19 protein-coding genes are annotated in these 19,080 nt (G+C 68.1%); 7 read left to right on the forward strand and 12 right to left on the reverse strand.

From position 1 onward, the window contains the following. Positions 1-2: 2 nt before the first annotated feature. The 6 genes from pstB to ABEU20_RS12955 form a co-directional block, all read right to left on the reverse strand. Positions 3-779: a phosphate ABC transporter ATP-binding protein PstB gene (gene pstB, locus ABEU20_RS12930; RefSeq protein ID WP_225016779.1), complete on the reverse strand. Its 777-nt coding sequence runs from the start codon at positions 777-779 to the stop codon at positions 3-5. A 94-nt stretch (positions 780-873) separates the two neighbouring features. Next, complete coding sequence (gene pstA, locus ABEU20_RS12935; RefSeq protein ID WP_420164817.1) at positions 874-1,779, reverse strand: phosphate ABC transporter permease PstA; 906 nt, start codon at positions 1,777-1,779, stop codon at positions 874-876. A 3-nt stretch (positions 1,780-1,782) separates the two neighbouring features. Beyond that, a complete protein-coding gene (gene pstC / locus ABEU20_RS12940) occupies positions 1,783-2,835 on the reverse strand; it encodes a phosphate ABC transporter permease subunit PstC (protein WP_420164818.1) in 1,053 nt (350 codons plus the stop codon). 58 nt (positions 2,836-2,893) lie between these two features. Then, positions 2,894-4,021 (reverse strand): phosphate ABC transporter substrate-binding protein PstS, encoded by a 1,128-nt coding sequence (gene pstS, locus ABEU20_RS12945; RefSeq protein WP_420164819.1) that lies wholly within the window; start codon positions 4,019-4,021, stop codon positions 2,894-2,896. A gap of 208 nt (positions 4,022-4,229) precedes the next feature. After that, the gene (mshD, locus tag ABEU20_RS12950) at positions 4,230-5,138 is read right to left on the reverse strand and encodes a mycothiol synthase (RefSeq protein WP_420164820.1); all 909 of its coding nucleotides are present in this window, start codon (positions 5,136-5,138) and stop codon (positions 4,230-4,232) included. Next, positions 5,139-5,900 carry a winged helix-turn-helix transcriptional regulator gene (locus ABEU20_RS12955; protein WP_420164821.1) on the reverse strand — a complete coding sequence of 254 codons (762 nt, stop codon included), beginning with the start codon at positions 5,898-5,900 and terminating at the stop codon, positions 5,139-5,141. Between the two features lie 141 nt (positions 5,901-6,041). Here ABEU20_RS12955 and ABEU20_RS12960 point away from each other — a divergent pair, with 141 nt between their 5' ends. The 6 genes from ABEU20_RS12960 (at position 6,042) to ABEU20_RS12985 (ending at position 9,275) form a co-directional block, all read left to right on the forward strand. Next, on the forward strand, positions 6,042-6,827 hold the full coding sequence (locus ABEU20_RS12960) for an LmeA family phospholipid-binding protein (RefSeq protein ID WP_420165126.1): 786 nt from the start codon (positions 6,042-6,044) through the stop codon (positions 6,825-6,827). Beyond that, complete coding sequence (locus ABEU20_RS12965) at positions 6,824-7,297, forward strand: TlpA family protein disulfide reductase (protein ID WP_420164822.1); 474 nt, start codon at positions 6,824-6,826, stop codon at positions 7,295-7,297. The genes ABEU20_RS12960 and ABEU20_RS12965 overlap by 4 nt, the downstream gene beginning before the upstream one ends. Positions 7,298-7,319: 22 nt before the next feature. Beyond that, the gene (locus ABEU20_RS12970) at positions 7,320-7,406 is read left to right on the forward strand and encodes a putative leader peptide (RefSeq protein WP_350317252.1); all 87 of its coding nucleotides are present in this window, start codon (positions 7,320-7,322) and stop codon (positions 7,404-7,406) included. 145 nt (positions 7,407-7,551) lie between these two features. Then, the gene (locus ABEU20_RS12975) at positions 7,552-8,028 is read left to right on the forward strand and encodes a DUF4395 domain-containing protein (RefSeq protein WP_420164823.1); all 477 of its coding nucleotides are present in this window, start codon (positions 7,552-7,554) and stop codon (positions 8,026-8,028) included. A gap of 103 nt (positions 8,029-8,131) precedes the next feature. Then, positions 8,132-8,965, forward strand: a complete 834-nt coding sequence (locus ABEU20_RS12980; protein WP_420164824.1) for a sulfurtransferase — start codon at positions 8,132-8,134, stop codon at positions 8,963-8,965. Between the two features lie 4 nt (positions 8,966-8,969). After that, positions 8,970-9,275 carry a DUF1416 domain-containing protein gene (locus ABEU20_RS12985; RefSeq protein ID WP_127918071.1) on the forward strand — a complete coding sequence of 102 codons (306 nt, stop codon included), beginning with the start codon at positions 8,970-8,972 and terminating at the stop codon, positions 9,273-9,275. Between the two features lie 58 nt (positions 9,276-9,333). Here the strand turns inward: ABEU20_RS12985 and ABEU20_RS12990 are convergent, their stop codons facing one another. After that, on the reverse strand, positions 9,334-10,560 hold the full coding sequence (locus ABEU20_RS12990) for a cutinase family protein (RefSeq protein WP_420165127.1): 1,227 nt from the start codon (positions 10,558-10,560) through the stop codon (positions 9,334-9,336). A 265-nt stretch (positions 10,561-10,825) separates the two neighbouring features. On the opposite strand from ABEU20_RS12990, the gene ABEU20_RS12995 reads away from it, so the two are divergent. Continuing rightward, a complete protein-coding gene (locus tag ABEU20_RS12995) occupies positions 10,826-11,521 on the forward strand; it encodes an FABP family protein (protein WP_420164825.1) in 696 nt (231 codons plus the stop codon). A 412-nt stretch (positions 11,522-11,933) separates the two neighbouring features. On the opposite strand, the gene ABEU20_RS13000 is transcribed toward ABEU20_RS12995, so the two are convergent. The 5 genes from ABEU20_RS13000 to ABEU20_RS13020 form a co-directional block, all read right to left on the reverse strand. Next, positions 11,934-12,668, reverse strand: coding sequence for a hypothetical protein (locus ABEU20_RS13000; RefSeq protein ID WP_420164826.1), 735 nt, complete (start codon positions 12,666-12,668; stop codon positions 11,934-11,936). Positions 12,669-12,950: 282 nt separating this feature from the next. Next, a complete protein-coding gene (gene cydC / locus ABEU20_RS13005) occupies positions 12,951-14,678 on the reverse strand; it encodes a thiol reductant ABC exporter subunit CydC (protein ID WP_420164827.1) in 1,728 nt (575 codons plus the stop codon). Then, positions 14,668-16,407, reverse strand: coding sequence for a thiol reductant ABC exporter subunit CydD (gene cydD / locus ABEU20_RS13010; protein ID WP_420164828.1), 1,740 nt, complete (start codon positions 16,405-16,407; stop codon positions 14,668-14,670). The genes cydC and cydD overlap by 11 nt, the downstream gene beginning before the upstream one ends. Further along, a complete protein-coding gene (gene cydB, locus ABEU20_RS13015; RefSeq protein WP_420164829.1) occupies positions 16,404-17,426 on the reverse strand; it encodes a cytochrome d ubiquinol oxidase subunit II in 1,023 nt (340 codons plus the stop codon). Before cydB ends, cydD begins: the two co-directional genes overlap by 4 nt. A gap of 9 nt (positions 17,427-17,435) precedes the next feature. After that, the gene (locus tag ABEU20_RS13020) at positions 17,436-18,944 is read right to left on the reverse strand and encodes a cytochrome ubiquinol oxidase subunit I (protein WP_420164830.1); all 1,509 of its coding nucleotides are present in this window, start codon (positions 18,942-18,944) and stop codon (positions 17,436-17,438) included. Between the last annotated feature and the right edge of the window lie 136 nt (positions 18,945-19,080).

Below are 19,080 nucleotides of genomic sequence, written 5' to 3' on the forward strand. Positions count from 1 at the left end.
GATCAGCCGAAGCGGCCCGAGATGTAGTCCTCGGTGGCCTTCTGGGTGGGGTTGGAGAAGATCTTCTCGGTGTCGTCGATCTCGATCAGCTTGCCAGGCTTGCCGGTTGCTTCGAGGTTGAAGAACGCCGTCTGGTCGCTCACGCGCGCAGCCTGCTGCATGTTGTGGGTGACGATGACGATGGTGAAGTCCTTCTTCAGCTCCGTGATGAGGTCCTCGATCGCGAGCGTCGAGATCGGATCCAGCGCCGAACACGGCTCGTCCATCAGCAGCACGTCGGGCGAGACCGCGATCGCGCGGGCGATGCACAGGCGCTGCTGCTGACCACCGGAGAGACCGCCACCCGGCTTGTCGAGGCGGTCCTTGACCTCGTTCCACAGGTTCGCGCCGCGCAGCGACTGCTCGGCGATCTCGTCGAGCTTCTTCTTGTCGCGCATGCCCTGCAGCTTGAGCCCGGCAACCACGTTGTCGCGGATCGACATCGTAGGGAACGGGTTGGGCCGCTGGAACACCATGCCGATGGTCTTGCGGACGCCGACCGGGTCGACCGACGAGCCGTAGATGTCCTCGCCGTCGAGCAGCACGGAGCCCTCGACGCGGGCGCCCGGGGTGACCTCGTGCATGCGGTTGAGTGAGCGCAGCACCGTCGACTTGCCGCAGCCCGACGGCCCGATGAACGCGGTGACGCTTCGCGGGGGCACCGACAGCCCGACATCGGCGACGGCGTGGAACTTGCCGTAGTAGATGTTGACGTCCTTGAGATCCAGACGCTTGGCCATTATCGGCTCCCTACTGGTGCGAGCGTCAGCTCGAGTATGTGCTTACGAGGTTCGGGGGTTGCGACGGTTGCGACGATCGCCGCTTGTTCGGTGCTCACTTGTTGCGCACCGAGGCGAAGTGACCGATCACCTTCGCGATGATGTTGAGGATCGCGATGAGGAGGATCAGGGTCAGCGCCGCGCCCCAGATCCGGTTGGAGCCGGCGTCGGTGGGGTTGTTCATCTCCGCCACCATCACGCCGGGCAGCGTGCCCATCTCTCCGCCGAACAGGTTGAAGTTGATGAACGGTGCGTAGCCCACCAGGATCAGCAGCGGCGCCGTCTCGCCCAGCACGCGGGCCAGGGCCAGCATGACACCGGTGATGATGCCGGGCAGCGCGGTGGGAACGACGATGCGGGCGATGGTCTTCCACTTGGGCACGCCCAGTGCGTACGACGCCTCGCGCAGATCGTTCGGCACGATCCGCAGCATCTCCTCGGTGCTGCGGACCACGACCGGGACCATCAGCAGCACCAGCGCCAGCGACACCGCGAACGCCGACTTGGGGAAGCCGAACGTCGCGATCCACAGCGCGTAGATGAACAGGGCCGCGACGATCGACGGGACACCGGAGAGGATGTCGACCATGAACGTGGTGAGCTTGCCGAGCTTCGAATTTCCCGCGTACTCCACGAGATAGACGGCGACGAACAGGCCGATCGGCACTGCCAGGGCCGCACACACCAGTCCCTGCAGGAGGGTACCGATGAGGGCGTGGTAGACGCCGCCGCCCTCGGCCGACGCCGACAGCCCGCTCAGCGAGTGGGTGAACCACGTCTGCGACATGAGTGCCGGCAGACCCCTCGCGATCACGGTCCACAGCACCCACACCAGCGGCACGAGCGCGACGAGGACCGAGAGCGTCACCAGCACGGTCGCGGTCAGGTCGGTGAAGCGGCGACGGAGTCCGACACCTTGGAAGGCGGGCGCCTTGATGGGCTTGTCGAGAACGCTGGTCATCGGTCAGTCCCGCTTTCCGGCGATCGCGGCCCGGGCGGCCGCGTTGACTACGAAGGTGAGCACGAACAGGACCAGGCCGGCGGCGATGTAGGCGCCCGCCTGGATGTTGTTGTTGAACTCGGCGTATCCGAGCGCGATCTTCGAGGCGATCGTCGCTCCGGAATCGTTCAGCGAGAACCACGAGGCCGACGCCGACGTGGTGCGCAGGATCATGTACAGCGCCATCGTCTCGCCCAGCGCACGGCCGAGGCCGAGCATCGAACCGCTGATGTAGCCGGACTTGCCGAACGGAATGACCGTGGTGCGCACCACTTCCCAGCGCGTGGCACCGAGAGCCAGCGCGGCCTCGACGTGCGCCTTCGGTGTCTGCGCGAAGACCTCACGGGTCACCGCGGTGATGACCGGCAGGATCATCACCGCGAGCACGATGCCGGCGGTGAAGACGGTGCCACCACCGCGGATGGAACCGGTGCCGTCCGCGAAGAACGGGATCCAGCCGAGGTGTTCGTTGAGCCACATCGCGACCGGCGCAGCGGCGGGCGCGAACACCAGCAGGCCCCACAGGCCGTAGACGATCGACGGCACCGCGGCCAGCAGATCGATCACGTACGCCAACGGCTTCGCCAGCTTCTTCGGCGCGTACTCGGTGAGGAAGATCGCGATGCCCAACGCGATCGGCATCGCGAGGATCAGCGCGAACACCGAGACCTTCACCGTCGTGATGAAGAGGTCCAGCACACCGAACGCCATCGCGTTGATGTCCTCGGTGTCCCACACCCGGCTGGTGAGGAAGTTGACCTCGTTGCGCTGCAGCGCGGGGACCGCGCGCCAGATCAGGAAGATGCCGACGGCGGCGACCAGCAGCGTGATGAAGACCGCCGATCCCGACGCCAGGGATCCGAAGATCCGGTCGCCGGGACGAGTGACCGTCTTGTTCTTCGTGGCCTGTGGGGTAGTGATCGGGGCCTCCGGGGTACCGTGCGGACCGCCCACCCCGGCCCCGCCGTCCGCGGGGCCGGAGGCGCGTGGTGTCGACCTTGTGCTCGCGTCAGTCATCTGCGCTCACATTCTCCGTCTGAATATAGATGGGCGGTCCGTCGGACGATCGTTCCGATCAGGCGATCGCGGAGATCGACTCGTTGATCTTGGCGCGGAACGACTCCGGCAGCGGCACGTAGCCCTGGTCGGCCAGCGTCTGCTGTCCTTCGTTCGCGGCGCTGGTGAGGAACGACTTCACGGCGCTGGCGGTGGCGGCGTCGTAGCCCTTGGAGCAGACGATCTCGTAGGTCGCGAGGACCAGCGGGTAGGCACCGGCCTCCTTGGTGCCGTAGATCGACTTCAGGTCGAGCGTCAGATCACCGGTGCCCGAGCCCTTGAACGACGCGTTCGCGATGGCCTTCGACGCGGTCTCCTGCGTCAGCTTCACGGGGCCCGAGCCGGTGTCGATCTGCGCGGACGGCAGCTTCTGCTGATCGGCGAACGACTTCTCGACGTACGTGATCGAGCCGGGAGCCGACGCGACGGCCTGCGCGACGCCGGCCGAGCCCTTGGCGCCCTCGCCGACGCCGCCCTTGAAGTCCGACCCGGTGCCCTGAGTCCAGGCGCCGTTCGAGGAGGCCTCGAGGTACTGCTGGAAGTTGTCGCTCGTGCCGGACGAATCCGAGCGCACGATCGGGTTGATCTTCTCGTCGGGCAGCTTCACACCGGAGTTGAGCGCGGCGATGGCCGGGTCGTTCCAGTTGGTGATGCCGCCGTTGAAGATCTTGGCGATGGTCTCGCCGTCGAGAACGAGGTCGTCGACGCCGTCGAGGTTGAACGCGACCGCAACCGGACCGAACACCAGCGGAAGGTTCCACGCGTCGTTGCCCTGGCAGCGCTGCTTCGCCTGCTCGGCCTGCTCACTCTTGATGGCGGAATCGGAGCCGGCGAAGTCGATCTGGCCGGCGATGAACTGCGTGCGGCCGTCGCCCGAGCCGCTGGGGTTGTAGGCGACGTTGACCGACTTGCCCTTCTGCTGGCACGCCGCGATGTAGGTCGAGGTGAACTCGTCCATCGCGTTCTTCTGCGCCGACGACCCGGCACCCGAGAGCTTGTCCTTGCCGTCGCACAGGGCCGTGGACGCCGACGTGTCGACGGTGGACGACGCTGCGTTGTTGTCGCTGCCGCACGCGGTCAGCGACATCGCCGTCACGGCACCGACAGCTACCACTCCGAGCAGTGCGCCCTTGCGGTCGAGATTCACCCTGGTCCTCCGCTGGTCTAGCGTCACGCCCACGGTCGGGCGGCACGGTGAGCGCGGGACGCAGGCGACCCGCACTGGGCGACGTTCTGCCACCCAGGCCAGAAAGGTAGGGGCACGCGGTAGCCAACGGGACCCGGTTCGGTGAACGGGAGATGAACACCCACGGGAATTCCACCGAGACGTGAGTCACACCCGGCAGAAGGCCCGGTCAGGACCCTGCGGCGTATGCGACGTCGATGTGGAACCGATCGAATCCGAGGCGCTCGTACGTGTGCAGCGCGGCCGTGTTGTCGCCCTCGACGTACAGCAGGACGGTGCCCAGTCCGCGGTCCCGCAGATGGTGCAGCCCCGCCAGCGTGAGCACCCGCCCCAGGCCGCGGCCCTGGGCATCGGGGTCGATGCCGACCACGTAGACCTCACCGAGCGCGGGGTTGCCGTTCTCGGGGGCGTGCACCTTGGTCCAGTGGAAGCCGAGGAGGCGGTCGGTGTCGCCTTCCGACGGGAACGCCAGGAACAGTCCCTCCGGGTCGAACCACGCCTCGGCGCGGCGCTCGTCGATCTCGCGCTGCGTCCACGTCCCCTGCTCCGGGTGCCACGCGAACGCGGCCGCGTTCACCCGCAGCAGTTCCGCGTCGTCCTCGGGGCCGCGGTACGTCCGCAGCGTGACGCCGTCCGGCACCACGACGCCGGGAAGATCCGGCGTGGTGAGCGAGCGACGCAACTGCAGCAGTTCACGCGCGCCCGTCAGGCCCAGCCGCCGCGCGACCGCGACGGCCGCGGGCAGATTGCCGTGCGCCCACACCCGGGTGTCGGGTCCGCCCGCTTCGAGCACCGCGGACACCAGCCGTCCGCCGACGCCGGCGCCACGCTCGGCCGGATCCACCACGACCTCCGCCATCGCGGGATGGTCGCCGTGCCCGGGTTCGAGGTGCGCGTAGCCCACGACCCGGTCGTCGACCGTGCAGACCAGGTGTCGCGCCGGCCCCTCGGCGGCCAACGCGTGCACCGCCTGTTCCGAGATCGGCGCGGTGCCGTCGGCCACCGTGGCCCGGGCGATCATCGCGCGAACCGCCTCGACCGGCGGTGAATCGATCCAGTCGAGCTGCTGCACGGTCATCTAGTACGCCGATCCGTTGGTAGGTGTGAGATCTGTGTCGTCGGTGTCCTCGGGTTCGTCCGGCTCACCGACGGGCCCGCCCCGGCCCGCGTTCCGCGCCGGGCGGACGGCCTTGTAGCCGACGTTGCGGACGGTGCCGATCAGCGACTCGTACTCGGACCCCAGCTTGGCGCGCAGCCGTCGCACGTGGACGTCGACGGTGCGGGTGCCACCGAAGAAGTCGTAGCCCCATACCTCCTGCAGCAACTGGGCGCGGGTGAAGACCCGGCCCGCGTGCTGCGCGAGGTACTTGAGGAGCTCGAACTCCTTGTAAGTCAAATCGAGGGGACGTCCCCGCAGTCGTGCGGTGTACGTCCCCTCGTCGATCACCAGCTCGCCGAGCGTGATCTTCCCGGCCGCTTCGGGACTCGCCACCCCGCCGTTGCGGCCGACCAGCAACCGCAGCCGCGCGTCGAGTTCCGCGGGGCCGGTCGACGGCAACAGGATGTCGTCGAGCCCCCAGTCGGAGTTCACCGCGACCAGGCCGCCTTCGGTGAGTACGGCCACGACCGGAATCGCCGATCCGGTGCTGCCGAGCAGCCGGCACAGGCCGCGAGCCGCGGCGAGGTCGGTGCGGGCGTCGACGAGTGCCACATCCGCGGCGCCGGCCTCGAGCAGCGACGAAACCTCCGTCGGAGCGGGGCGCACGGAATGGGACAGCAATGCCAACGAGGGCAGCACGGTATCGGGATTGGGGTCGGAGGTCAGAAGCAACAGCTCCACTCAACCTCCCTCTCTGCGTCGCGAGTGCCGACGCAGGGGCCGACACCGAGTGGACCGACGTTCATGTTTCGGGGACAGATTAGCGCGAGTTCGGGCAGGACCATCGCACCGGTGCCCGACGGACTCGGTAAGAATGGTGAGGTGCGCAAACTCATCATCGGCCTGGTGTGCCTCGTCGGACTCGCCGTCGTCGTCGATTTCGGCGCCGCCGCATACTCCGAGTTCCGGGTCTCGCGCGCGCTGCGAGAAGGCGGCTCGCTCAACGCGGACCCCGAGGTCACCATCCACGGATTCCCGTTCCTCACGCAGGCGTGGAACGGGAAATACGACAACGTCGAGATCCGGGCCCAGCAGGTCGAGGCCGACATGATCGGCGAGGTCACCATCGAGGCGTCGCTGAAGGGGGTCTCCGTCCCGGCGTCCGCGCTCCTCGACGGCTCGGTGCACACGGTCCCGGTCGACTACCTCGACGGCCGTATGAAGATCGACGCCACCGACCTCGGCAAGTTCCTCGGCATCCCCGACCTGCAGGTTTCCGCGCCTCCGGCGAGCAAGTCCGACGGCACCGGCGGTTCGGGCGGATCGGGTTCCACCACCGACGACGGCGGCATCGTGCTCACCGGCACGGTTCCGGTCGGGCCGCTGCAGACCACGGTGAGTGTGCAGGCGGACCTGGTCCTGCGCGGCGAACAGCTGATGATCGTGGCAACCGACTTCAACTTCGGCCCCGAGGGTGAGGCCGAGTTCACGGTGCCCGCCCCGCTGCGCCAGCAGGTTCTCGACCGCTTCACCAAGACGATCGACCCGCAGTCGCTGCCGTTCGGCATCATGCCCACCGAGGTGTACGCGCAGGGTTCGCAGATCGTCATCGAGGGCACCGGCGAGGACCTCACCATTAACCTCGACGAACTGCAGGCTCAGCTGTGACCGCGCTGATCATCCTCGGCGTGGCGATCGTCGCGACCGTGGCCGTGGGGCTGGTGTTGCAGTCCCGGGCCGGCAAGGTGCGCGCCACCGCCCCGTCCGCCACCGCAGCCCTCGACGACGAGCGTGCGACGCAACTCGCGGCCGCCGGCGTCACCGCCACCGGACACCCGATCGTGCTGCACTTCTCGGCCGACTGGTGCGGGCCGTGCGCCGCGGTCCGCCGCGTGATCGGGCAGGTCCTCTCCCGGCTCGCCGCGGACGCCGACGGCACCCCCGCGGCCACCGAGACGGAACTCGACATCGACGAACACCCCGCTCTGGCAAAGACACTCGGCGTGCTGTCGCTGCCCACCACGTTCATCCTCGACGGGACACTGACCGAGCGCTTCCGGATCTCGGGCGTTCCGTCCGCCACGGACCTCGAGACCGCGCTCGCGCCTCTTCTGGAAACCGGGCACCCTAATTCCTGAAAAACCGGGTACGCTGCACCACGTGTACGCCAACCATGAGCTGATGCTCACCCGTCGCCGCGCAGTCGATCTGTGCCGCCTCGGTGGTTGTTGCTGTCCCTGCTGCTGATCACCCAGACGGCTGTCTTCTCCTCTCCTCGCCGAGCGTCTCGCGCTGAGAACTCCGTCCGTGATCGGTGAATCCCCCGAGTCCGGTCCCTGCCGCATCTCCACTTCGGCACGCAACAATCGGTAGCCCGCAGGAGCACTCCACAATGGCAACTCCCACGTCCACACACTCGCCTCAGCAGGTCGACGTCCGCGGTCCGCGCTTCGCCGCGTGGGTCACGACCGCGGTCCTCGTCGTCGTGTTGCTGCTGTCGACCCTCTCCACCCTCGCCGCCGGTCTGCTGCTCACCGCACAGGCGGTGGTGTTCGCGATCGGCGCCGTCGCCGGCCCTCGCCGCAGCCCGTACGGACAGCTGTTCGCAGCCTTCGTCGCGCCGCGACTGGGCCCGACCGTCGAACGTGAGCCTGTCGCCCCACTGCGGTTCGCGCAGGGTGTCGGCCTGACCTTCGCCGTGGTCGGCGCGGTCGCGTTCCTATTCGGCGCGGGCCTCGTCGGCGGCATCGCCACCGGGTTCGCCCTGTTCGCCGCGCTGCTCAATGCTGCCTTCGGCATCTGCCTCGGCTGCCAGATCTACCCGCTCGTCGCCCGCCTGCGCGGCGGCGGGACGCCCAGCGCGGCCTGACCGGGCGGCCTCGTCTCCACCCGTGCGGGCCCGCCCCGCACAGCTCCCACACGCTTCGCTCCACCGCTTCCACACCAACGCTCCATCATCGAAAGGACACTTCATGGCTCGCTCCGACGTCCTGGTCTCCGCAGACTGGGCCGAGCAGAACCTCGACGCCCCCAAGACCGTCTTCATCGAGGTCGACGAGGACACCGCCGCGTACGACGGCGGCCACATCGAGGGCGCGATCAAGCTCGACTGGCGCAAGGATCTGCAGGACGGCGTCCGTCGCGACTTCCTGAACCAGGAGCAGTTCTCCGCGCTGCTGTCCGCGAAGGGCGTCGCGAACGACGACACCGTGGTCCTCTACGGCGGCAACAACAACTGGTTCGCGGCCTACGCGTACTGGTACTTCAAGCTGTACGGCCACCAGGACATCAAGCTGATCGACGGCGGCCGCAAGAAGTGGGAACTCGACGGCCGTCCGCTGTCGAAGGAGACCGTCACCCGCCCGGCCACCGAGTACAAGGCCGCCGCGGCCGACACCTCGATCCGCGCGTTCCGCGACGACGTGATCGCCGCGATCGGCTCCGCGAACCTGGTCGACGTCCGCTCCCCCGACGAGTACTCGGGCAAGATCCTCGCCCCGGCGCACCTGCCGCAGGAGCAGGCGCAGCAGCGCGGCCACGTCCCCGGCGCCATCAACATCCCGTGGAGCACCACCGCCAACGAGGACGGCACCTTCAAGTCGGACGAAGCTCTCGCGAAGCTCTACGCGGACAAGGGCTTCGACGAGACCAAGGACACCATCGCCTACTGCCGCATCGGCGAGCGCTCGAGCCACACCTGGTTCGTGCTGCAGGAGATCCTCGGCAAGCAGAACGTGAAGAACTACGACGGCAGCTGGGTCGAGTACGGCTCGCTGGTCGGCGCACCGATCGAGTTGGGAGCATAAGGAAATGTGCGGAGCACCTGTTCAGACCCAGACCCTGCCCGCGGGCGTGAACGTCGAGAAGGAGACCGTCATCACCGGCCGCGTGCTGGCCGCTGACGGTCAGCCGGTGGGTGGCGCGTTCGTCCGCCTGCTCGACGGCACCGACGAGTTCACGGCCGAGGTCGTCGCCTCCGCGACCGGCGACTTCCGCTTCTTCGCCGCCCCCGGAACCTGGAAGGTCCGCGCCCTGTCGAGCACCGGCAACGGCGACGTGACGATCAGCCCGGACAGCGCCGGCGTGTACGCCGTCGACGTGACGGTCGCGAAGTAAGTTCGAGACCAGACCGGAAGGGGCGCCACTCCTGTTGGAGTGGCGCCTTTTTCGTCGCCTATGCCCCGGGCCGCGCGAGGCCGCTGATCCAGTCGACGACTTTGTCACTGTCCCCCAGAAACGGTGCGGGGCCGGGAAGCCAGTACAGGACGTGCTGGATCGGGCCGAGGAAGAGGTACGGCTTGACGATGAGGTCGACGATGCCGCGGTTGTCCTCGAGGAAACCCACCGATTCGGCCTGCGCCTTCGCACGCACCACATCCGCGCCCGGCCCGCGCGCCCAGGCATCCAGCGCCGCAATGCGTTCCGGTGTCGCAGCCGCCGTCGCCGCGTCATCGCGGTAGGTCTGGTCGGCGACCGTCCGCAGCACGTCGAGCAGCGACTCGTCGGAGGTGAACCAGTCCTCGCGGGTGACGATGTGGGCGATCGCGCGGGCCGACATGTCGGACGCGACCCGGCCGAAGTCGGCGAACGTCTGCACCGGGTTGAGGATCGTGAACCGCATCTGCCCGAGCACGCCGAGCGCGAGTTCGAGCAGCGCGATGTCCGGCGGGGCGTCGCACGCGATGTCCATCGGACGGCAGTCGTAGAGGATCCGGCCGTCGAGCGCGCCGTAGTCGGCGGGTTCGGATGCCATGAATCCGCCGCCGGCCGGGCCCGGTGCGCCGAGCGACGGTGTCCCGGCGGGCCGGTAGGGATCACCGACGAGCGCGACGCCCGCGACGTCGTCGGCGGTCACGGCGGCCGACGCGTCCCGATGGCCGATGTCGCGCGCAACGCGCTCGGTGATCTCTCCGCCGACGCTGTAGCCGAGCAGGACGAACCGGGTCGCGGCGCCGCACTGCGCCTTCTTCTCGTCGAGTATCCGGTTCATGGAGGCCACACCGGCGGCCACCGAGTCCTGATAGGTCGGCACATCCGCCAGCAGTCCGAGGCCGTAGGTCGACGGGTAAGGCACATACATCCACCCGACGGTGCCCGGCTGGTCCCGATTCGCCTCCCCCAGTGGCACCGTCACCCGATTGAGCCAGTTCGACGCCAGCAACTGGTCCTGGTCGACGAACGGGTCGCGGTCCACGGCCGAATCACCGGCGCCGGACGCGGCGACCACCAGGAGATCCGGGCATCCGGCGCCGCTGTTGTTCGGGTCCGCGCTTCGCGAACCGGCCGAACCCTGCACCGCGGATCCCTCCGCCGCCGCGAGACCTCCGGACACGCACAGCATCACCGCCGTGACCAGCCCACCGAGAGCGACCCCGGCCGCCCGCTGCCCCTTGCGCCCCATCGACCCCTCCGACCGTTCGCACACCGCTCTGATCTTGTTCCGTCGGTGATCCGGGAGCACCGTAACTCCCGCATAACGGGCGCGGAGCGGGATTCGACCGGATCGATTCACCCGACCGGCCGGGCCCGTCCGATTTCGAACGCTGCAGTGGCGCGGTCTAAGATGAGCGCGTGGTCATCTTCTTCGAGGTTCTCCTGGTACTTGCCGCCATCCTGATCACCTGGTTCTCGCTGTACGTCGTGTACCGGCTGGTCACCGACAAGCCGTGAATCAGGATCCGGACGCAGGCGGTTCGCAGCCTGACGACACCGAGTCGCACGTAGTTCGTGGTAGCGGCGACCGGGCGGTCGCGGCTGCCGAAGAGCGTGCGAAGGATACGGCGGGACGCAACATCCCGACGCTGCCCGATCTCCCGTTGCCCGACGACACCGCGAATCTGCGGCTCGGGCCGGACCTGCATCCCGGTCTGCTCGCGCTCCTGCCGCTCGTCGGCGTGTGGCGCGGCGAGGGCGAAGGGCACGATCCGGAGACCGGCGACTACCCGTTCGGCCAGCAGATCGTCGTGTCGCACGACGGCGAGAACTACCTGGCCTGGGAGTCCCGCACGTGGCGGCTGGACGCCGACGGCGGATACGTCGGTCCCGATCAGCGCGAGAGCGGCTACTGGCGCATGGCCGGCGACGGCATCCCCGGCAGCACCAACGAGGAAGTCGTCGAGCTCCTCCTCACGCACGCGTCCGGTGTCGTCGAACTGTTCTACGGGCAGGCGCTGACGCAGTCGTCGTGGGAATTGGCGACGGACGTCGTGATCCGCAGCCAGTCCGGAGAGCTCATCGGCGGGGCCAAGCGCCTGTACGGCATCGTCGAGGGCGGCGATCTGGCGTACGTCGAGGAGCGCGTCGTCGCCGACGGCCCTCTCGAGCCGCGGTACTCCGCGCGTCTCCAGCGCTACATCGGCTGACACGCCCCCGAAACAAGCAGCGACCCCCGGGCCCGTCCACGTGACGAGACCCGGGGGTTTCGTCGTTCGTGGGTTCCGGTCTGGACGCGACCGGAGGGCTCGGGGGTCGGGTAGCTGCCTGGGATTCGCCAGCCGCGCTGCGGTCAGTGAACCCGGAAAGCATCGTGGCTAGCGGACAGCCACCTCACGTGTCCGTTTGTCATTCAACTTCAGACCACCTCCTTCCTCGTGTACGCCCGAAGTTACGCCCGACTCGGGCACTCGGCAACGGATTATTCGGTGAGGTGCTTCACGCAACGTCCGAGCCCCGCCCCGGACAGTGCCGGGACGGGGCTCGTGGTCGTACGCGTGGAACGGGAAGCGCGGTAGGGATTCACGCCGGAAGCGTGCCGCGCTGCCTCGTACGGGAGAACTAGCTCATGTTGCCGAGCACGTTGCCCAGGATTCCGCCGATCACATTGGTCATCGATCCCTGCGGGTCGGTCAACGATCCGAAGACCTGGCCCGACCCGGAGTTCACCGAACCGAAGCCGAGATCCTCGAGGCTGCCCGCGCCGGCCTCGACGGCGTTCGGCGGGCGGACGGTGACGCACACGCCCATCGGGTTGTAATTGAAGTCGCCGCCCACGAGCGCGATCTTGGTACCGGCGCCGCTGTCGTGTACCGAACCGACCTCAGCGTTGTCCGGAACCTTGTAGGTCGTTTCCAGAGCGATGACGCCGCCACCAGCCGTGGTCCACCCGCTGCCCGAAGCGCGAACGGAGTTATTCGCGATGACGGCGGTTTTGGTGATGTCCTCCCACTGCTGGCCCCCTACAACCCAACTGACATTCAGGCGAGCCTTCACCAGTTGGAACCCGTCCGGGTGGAAGTCACGAATCTGGCTGACGAGCGCTCCCGATCCGGAGACCTTCGTGAGATAGGTGACGGTGCCTCCCGGCGCGACCTTGCCGTCGCCGACGACCTCCTTGCTGACCGTGTACGGCGTCCCGAAGGAGCCGGGCCACTCTTCAGTGACCGACTGGTTGAGCGCGCATGCGGGCGCGGCCTGCGCCACGGAGGCGCCGAGTCCGACAGTGATCCCGCCGGCGATGACGGCCATCGAGGCGGTTGCGGCTACGACGCGACGTAACGAGCGGCGTGACATGTAGTGCTCCGTTCAGTGGTGATGAGGATCGTTAATGCCTGAGGGGGAGGTAGAACGCGTTCCAGTATCGGCGCAAAATCCGGCCAAGATGCCCAATTCGCAGTGAAGTCGCTCACATACTAACTACGAAATCGGACGTACGTCCAGAAATTTGGCTCCGAGGTAGCGGGCACTTCTCGACGATTCGCCGACCGTAACGCGACGGGCCTGGCGAACGATCGCCGCAAAATTGGAACCTGTTGCAACCTGGCCGTCAATCGGCCACTCTCACGTCACCCGTGGTCAGGGACGCTGCGACGCGCCGAGCGGCTCACCGGGACTGACACCGTTCCCCGTTCCGACCGGTCCCTCGCCGACGGTGACGACCCGATCCGGCCGCGCGTCGACGGGCAACTGATGCGTGACGAGCACCACGGTCCGCCCGGGATCGACGAGGGTGCCGCGGCGGTCGAGCAGCTCGCGCGAGATGTGCGCGCCGTCGACGGCATCGAGGTGCTCGGTGGGCTCGTCGAGAAGCAGCACGCGAGCCGGCGAGACCAGGGCGCGGGCGAGCAGCAGGCGCCGCCGCTGGCCACCCGAGATCGCGCGCGCCCCACCGCCCAACGACGTGTGGACGCCACGGGGCAACTGCGCCACCCACTCCCCCAGGCCCACGGTCCGCAGCGCCGCCAGGGCGGCGTCCTCGTCCAGGTCACCGCGGGCCACCCGCAGGTTCTCGAGCACCGACGTGTCGAAGAGGTGCGCGTCCTCGGCGAAGAACCCGATCTCCCGGCGCAGGTCGTCCGGCCGGAAGTCGGAAAGCGGATCGCCGTCGGCGGTGACGCTGCCCTCCACCGGTGGAAGCAGCCCGGCCACGGTCATCAACAGTGTGGTCTTGCCGGCACCGCTGCCGCCGACGACCGCGACCCGCGCACCCGGGGGCAGATCGAGATCGAGTGGGGCGGTCACCTTGTCGCTGTCGGGCCAACCGCAACGCACGCCCTGGGCGCGCACGTGGACCGGGTCGGGCGGCGTGCGGGTGCCACCGGGCTGCGCCTCGCCCGCACGGTCGAGCAGCGCGACGATCCGGGTGGACGCGAGCCGGGCCCGGGTCAGGGCGACGGCCGCAGCCGGCAGCGCGCCGGCCGCCTCGAACGCGGCGAGCGGCACCAGCACCAGGATCGCCAACGACATCGGCGTCATGGCGCCCGGCGCGCCGCCGTCCGGCCCGTACAGCGTGATCCCGATCAGCAGCGAACCGATGACGCTCGCGCCGATCGCGAGCGGGGTGGCTGCCGCCGCGAAGGCGGCGGGCATCGCGGCCCGGTCGGCGGCCCGGACCGCCGCATCGTCGGCGGCCTCGGCGCGGGAGACGACGTCGTCGAGTCGTCCGGCGACCCGCAGTTCGGCCGCGTGATCCAACGCGGTGACGGCGGTTTCGCTGAACAGGGCCGTCGCCGCGGCACTCTCGGACTCCGCGAGACGGGCGGCGCGGGCCGACAACCACGGCGCCACGACCCCGGACACCGCGAGCGCGACGGCGAGCACGAGCGCCGCGGCCGGTGAGATCAGCCCCAGCACGACCACCGCGGACAGCGCCATGACGACGGCGACCGCGATCGGTACGAGCGCCCGGACGACGACGTCCCCCAGCGCATCGACGTCGGCGCCGGTGCGGGCCAGGAGATCACCGCGGCGCAGTCCCGCGGCGGCCGCGGGATCGCCGCCGGCGAGACGGCGGTAGATCATGGTGCGTGCCGACGTCGTGCCGCGCAGCGCGGCGTCGTGCGTCGCCAGCCGTTCGAGGTAGCGGAAGAGGCCCCGCGAGATGCCCAGCGCGCGCACCGCGACCACCGCGACCGTCAGGTCCAGCACCGGGGGCATCTGCCACGCCTTGGTGATCAACCACGCCGACAGCGCGGCCAGCGCGAGGGCGCTCCCGAGCGTCGCGACACCGGCCGCGATTGCCGCCAGTACTCGTCGCGGTTCGAGGTCGAGCAGGCGGATCGCCCGCACCAGATCACGATTCATGTTGCTGTGCCCCGACTTCCTGCTGTGCCTCCACCTGAACCACCCGATCGCCCGCCGCGAGCACGGTGGGACGGTGGCCCACCAGCACGACGGTCCGGCCCTCCCCCGCGAGGTCGCGCAGAGAGTTCAGCACGGTTCGTTCGGTGTCGTCGTCGAGGTGCGCGGTGGGCTCGTCGAGCAGCAACACCGGGCGCGGCGACACCAGCAGGCGCGTCAGCGCGAGACGCTGCCGCTGGCCCAGCGACAGGCCGGTACCGCCGACGCCGACGACGGTGTCCCACCCGCGTGGGAGTTCGGCGAGTACGGTGTCGAATCCGGTTGCCCGACAAGCCCGACGCAGCTCGTCAGATTCCGGATCGACCGGGCCGACGAGCGCGAGGTTCTCGGCGAGGGTGCCGGGCACCAGCACGGGATGCTGCGGCAGCCACGCGATCCGGTCCCACCACCGCGCCCGGTCGAGGGCGGCGACGTCGAGGCCGCCGACGCGCACCGTGCCCTCGACGGGTTCGGCGAGGCCCAGGATCACCTGCAGTGCCGTCGATTTCCCGGAACCGTTGGGCCCAGTCAGCACCGTCACCTCACCGGGCCTGCATGTGACGTCCAGCCGGTGCGGCGCGAGGCCGGACCGGGAGTGCACGCTGACGCCCGACAGGTCGACGGAATTGTCGTCGGGTACCGCGGAACCGGTTCCCGCCTCTCGACGGTCGGGCGCCTCGTCGATCACCGCGAACGCCTTGTCCGCGGCCGCGAGCCCGTCCTCGGCCGCGTGGAACTGCGTGCCCACCATGCGCAGCGGCAGATACACCTCGGGAGCGAGGATGAGCGCGACGATGCCGGGTTCGAGCTCCATGTTGCCGAACACCAGGCGCAGGCCGATGCTCACCGCGATCAGGGCGACGGACAGCGTCGCGAGCATCTCGAGCACCATCGACGACAGGAACGCGACCCGCAACGACGACATCGTCGTCTTGCGGTGCGCGTCGCCCAGTTCCCGGACCCGCGCGGCCGGACCGTGCTCGCGGCCCAGAGCGCGCAGTGTCGGCAGGCCGGCGAGCAGATCCATCAGTTGACCCGAGAGCCGGGTCATCGCACCGAGGTTCGCCTCCGATTTACCCTTGGTCAGCAGCCCGATGAGGATCATGAACACCGGAATCAGGGGCAGCGTGATCACGACGATCATCGCCGCGGTCAGATCCTGGAGTGCGATCACCACGAACGTTGCGGGTGTGAGCGTCGCGGCGAGGATCAACGCCGGCAGGTACCCGGTGAGATACGGTGCCAGGCCCCGGATTCCGCGGGTGAGGACCGTGGCGATCTCGTCGCGTCGCGGATCGAGGTCCCGCGGCGACATCCGGGTCGCGGCCCCCAGCACCTCGACCTCGAGCTCGGCGACCACCCGGTTCGCCGAGCGGTGCGCGTAGCGGGCGTGCAGCCACGCCGCGAACACCCGCACCGCGACCGCCGCGGCCAGCCACATCAGGTCGGTGCGCCAGTCGCCGACGCTGCGCCGGTCCGACGTGATGATCCCGGCGAGGATCGTGCCGATCAGCACCGCCGACACGATCACCATCGCGACGTTCACCGCGGACAGCACGACCGTGAGGATCAGGTAGCCGCGGGCCGACGCCGAGTACTTCCACAGCCGGGGATCGACGGGGCCACTGCGCCGACCTTCCCGGCGCCCCGCCCGGCGTGACGCTCGGACGGGGCGGTCGGATTCGATACTCATCCGATCTTCGTGGGCAGACCGATCGACGGCGGAATGTGCTTCGTCGAGATCCGCTTACTGAACACCCAGTACGTCCAACCCTGGTACACGAGCACGATCGGCACCAGAATCACTGCGGCCCAACTCATCACCTTCAGCGTGTACGGACTCGACGACGCGTTCTCGATCGTGAGGTTGTAGGCATCGCTGATCGTGGACGGCATGACGTTCGGGTACAGCGAGGCGAACAGGAGGACCACCGTTCCGATGATCGCGAGCGTGGTGAACACGAACGCCCAACCCTCACGTTCCAGGCGGGTGAAGAAGACCACCGCGATCACCGCGACGGCAGCGAGCGCGACCAGGAGCCACGTCCACCCCTTGCCGTAGGCCAGCTGGGTCCACAGCACGAATCCGCCCGCGACCGGGACCGCCGGTATGGCCAGCTTCTTCGCCAGTTCCGCAGCGTCGAGTCGCACATCGTCGGCCGTCTTGAGCGCGATGAACACCGCGCCGTGCAGCGCGAAGACCAAGCCGGTCGTGATACCGCCGAGCAGCGCATACGGATTGAGCAGATCGAAGAAGCCCGAGGTCACCTTCTTGTCGGCGTTGATCGCCACACCGCGGACGATGTTCGCGAACGCCACACCCCACAGCACGGCGGGCACCCACGAACCGATCATGATGCCGAGATCCGCGCGCCAACGCCACTTGTCGTCGTCGATCTTGCCGCGCCATTCGATGGCGCAGATCCGCAGGATCAGAGCGACCAGAATCAACAACAGTGGTAGATAGAAGCCCGAGAACAATGTGGCGTACCAGTCCGGGAACGCCGCGAACAGGGCACCACCACCGACGATCAACCACACCTCGTTGCCGTCCCACACCGGTCCGATGGTGTTGATGACGACCCGTCTGCGAATCTCGGTCCTACCCAGCACCGGCAGCAGCATGCCGACGCCGTAGTCGAATCCTTCGAGTACGAAGTATCCGACGAAGAGCACCGCGATGAGAATGAACCAGAACTCCTGCAATCCCATGACGGTCTCCTAGTAGGCGAACGAAAGTTGTTCGTCGGCTTCCGGTTCGCCCGGGCCACCGGTCTTCGGTCTCGGGCCATCACCCGGCGGATGCATGTCGTGGGGCGACGGTCCCGCGATCGCGTATCGGCGGATGAGGTAGAACCACACCACTCCGAGCGCACCGTAGAGAACGGTGAAGACCGCGAGCGAGGTCACGACCAGGGCCGTCGGGTGGTCGGAGACACCCTGGTCCACGGTGAGTCTGATCAGATCGACGCCGGTCGGGTTGGGGTGCACCACCCACGGCTGACGACCCATCTCGGTGAAGATCCAGCCCGCACTGTTCGCGAGGAACGGCGTCGGTATCGCGATGAGCGACAACCACTTGAACCAGTTCTGGTCCGGGACCTTGCCCTTGCGCGTCACCCAGAGCCCGGCCAGAGCCAGCGCGGCCGATCCGGCGGCGAGGCCGATCATCGCGCGGAACGACCAGTACGTGACGAACAGATTGGGCCGGTAGTTGCCGGGACCGAACTGCTCCTCGTACTGCGCCTGGAGGTCTTCCACGCCCTGCAGCGTGACGCCGCTGATCTTGCCCTCCGCGAGCCACGGGAGCACCCACGGCACCTTGATGACGTGCGTGACGCTGTCGCAGTTGTTGTGCGTGCCCACGGTCAGAATCGAGAAGTCCGGATCGGTCTCGGTGTGGCACAACGACTCCGCGGACGCCATCTTCATCGGCTGCTGCTGGAACATCAGTTTGCCCTGGACGTCACCGGTGTAGATGACACCGATACCGGCGATGATCATCACGAGCATGCCCAGACGGGCAGCCGGGCGGAACATCCCACGCGCGTCCTGCACGAGGGCCTCCGCATCCTCGGGCGCCGCCGTCTTGGCCTTGCGCATGTTGCGCACCATCCACCAACCGGCGATGCCGGCGACGAAGGTGGCCGCGGTCAGGAACGCACCGGCGACCGCGTGCGGGAAGGCCGCCCACGCAGTGTTGTTGCCCAGCAACGTCCAGATGCTCTCGAGTTCGGCCCGCCCGGTGTCCGGATTGAACCGCGCTCCGACCGGATGCTGCATGAACGAGTTGGCAACGATGATGAAGAAGGCGGAGGCGTTGACGCCGATCGCTGCCAGCCAGATCGTCGCGAGGTGCACCAACTTGGGCAGCCGGCCCCAGCCGAAGATCCACAGCCCCAGGAACGTCGACTCCAGGAAGAAGGCGACGAGCCCCTCGAGGGCCAGCGGAGCGCCGAAGACGTCACCGACGAAGCGCGAGTACTCGCTCCAGTTCATGCCGAACTGGAATTCCTGGACGATGCCGGTCGCGACACCCAACGCAAAGTTGATGAGGAAGAACTTGCCGAAGAACTTGGTGAGGCGGTACCAGTGATCCTTCTTCGTGATCACCCACATGGTCTGCATGATCGCGACCAGTGGGGCCAGCCCGATCGTGAGCGGAACGAAGATGAAGTGGTAGACGGTGGTGATTCCGAACTGCCACCGGGAGACATCCAAGACATCCATGGCTACTCCGAAAACTCGGCCCGTAGGACAGGCTTCGGGGTCGAGACGTGGGCGTCCGCTCGATCCCTGTTCACAAAGTTACTGCGCCCCGAAGCTCGGCGCAGCTATTTGCTACTACGAAATGTAGTAGACCCGT

The sequence above is a fragment of the Rhodococcus parequi genome (genome assembly GCF_046042785.1).
Classification (GTDB): Bacteria; Actinomycetota; Actinomycetes; order Mycobacteriales; family Mycobacteriaceae; genus Prescottella; species Prescottella parequi.

Coding starts and splice junctions, on each gene's coding strand:
- pstB (WP_225016779.1), bottom strand. CDS start 779: ATGGCCAAGCGTCTGGATCTCAAGGACGTCAACATCTACTACGGCAAG.
- pstA (WP_420164817.1), bottom strand. CDS start 1,779: ATGACCAGCGTTCTCGACAAGCCCATCAAGGCGCCCGCCTTCCAAGGT.
- pstC (WP_420164818.1), bottom strand. CDS start 2,835: ATGACTGACGCGAGCACAAGGTCGACACCACGCGCCTCCGGCCCCGCG.
- mshD (WP_420164820.1), bottom strand. CDS start 5,138: ATGACCGTGCAGCAGCTCGACTGGATCGATTCACCGCCGGTCGAGGCG.
- ABEU20_RS12975 (WP_420164823.1), top strand. CDS start 7,552: ATGGCAACTCCCACGTCCACACACTCGCCTCAGCAGGTCGACGTCCGC.
- ABEU20_RS12980 (WP_420164824.1), top strand. CDS start 8,132: ATGGCTCGCTCCGACGTCCTGGTCTCCGCAGACTGGGCCGAGCAGAAC.
- ABEU20_RS12985 (WP_127918071.1), top strand. CDS start 8,970: ATGTGCGGAGCACCTGTTCAGACCCAGACCCTGCCCGCGGGCGTGAAC.
- ABEU20_RS12990 (WP_420165127.1), bottom strand. CDS start 10,560: ATGGGGCGCAAGGGGCAGCGGGCGGCCGGGGTCGCTCTCGGTGGGCTG.
- ABEU20_RS13000 (WP_420164826.1), bottom strand. CDS start 12,668: ATGTCACGCCGCTCGTTACGTCGCGTCGTAGCCGCAACCGCCTCGATG.
- cydC (WP_420164827.1), bottom strand. CDS start 14,678: ATGAATCGTGATCTGGTGCGGGCGATCCGCCTGCTCGACCTCGAACCG.
- cydD (WP_420164828.1), bottom strand. CDS start 16,407: ATGAGTATCGAATCCGACCGCCCCGTCCGAGCGTCACGCCGGGCGGGG.
- cydB (WP_420164829.1), bottom strand. CDS start 17,426: ATGGGATTGCAGGAGTTCTGGTTCATTCTCATCGCGGTGCTCTTCGTC.
- ABEU20_RS13020 (WP_420164830.1), bottom strand. CDS start 18,944: ATGGATGTCTTGGATGTCTCCCGGTGGCAGTTCGGAATCACCACCGTC.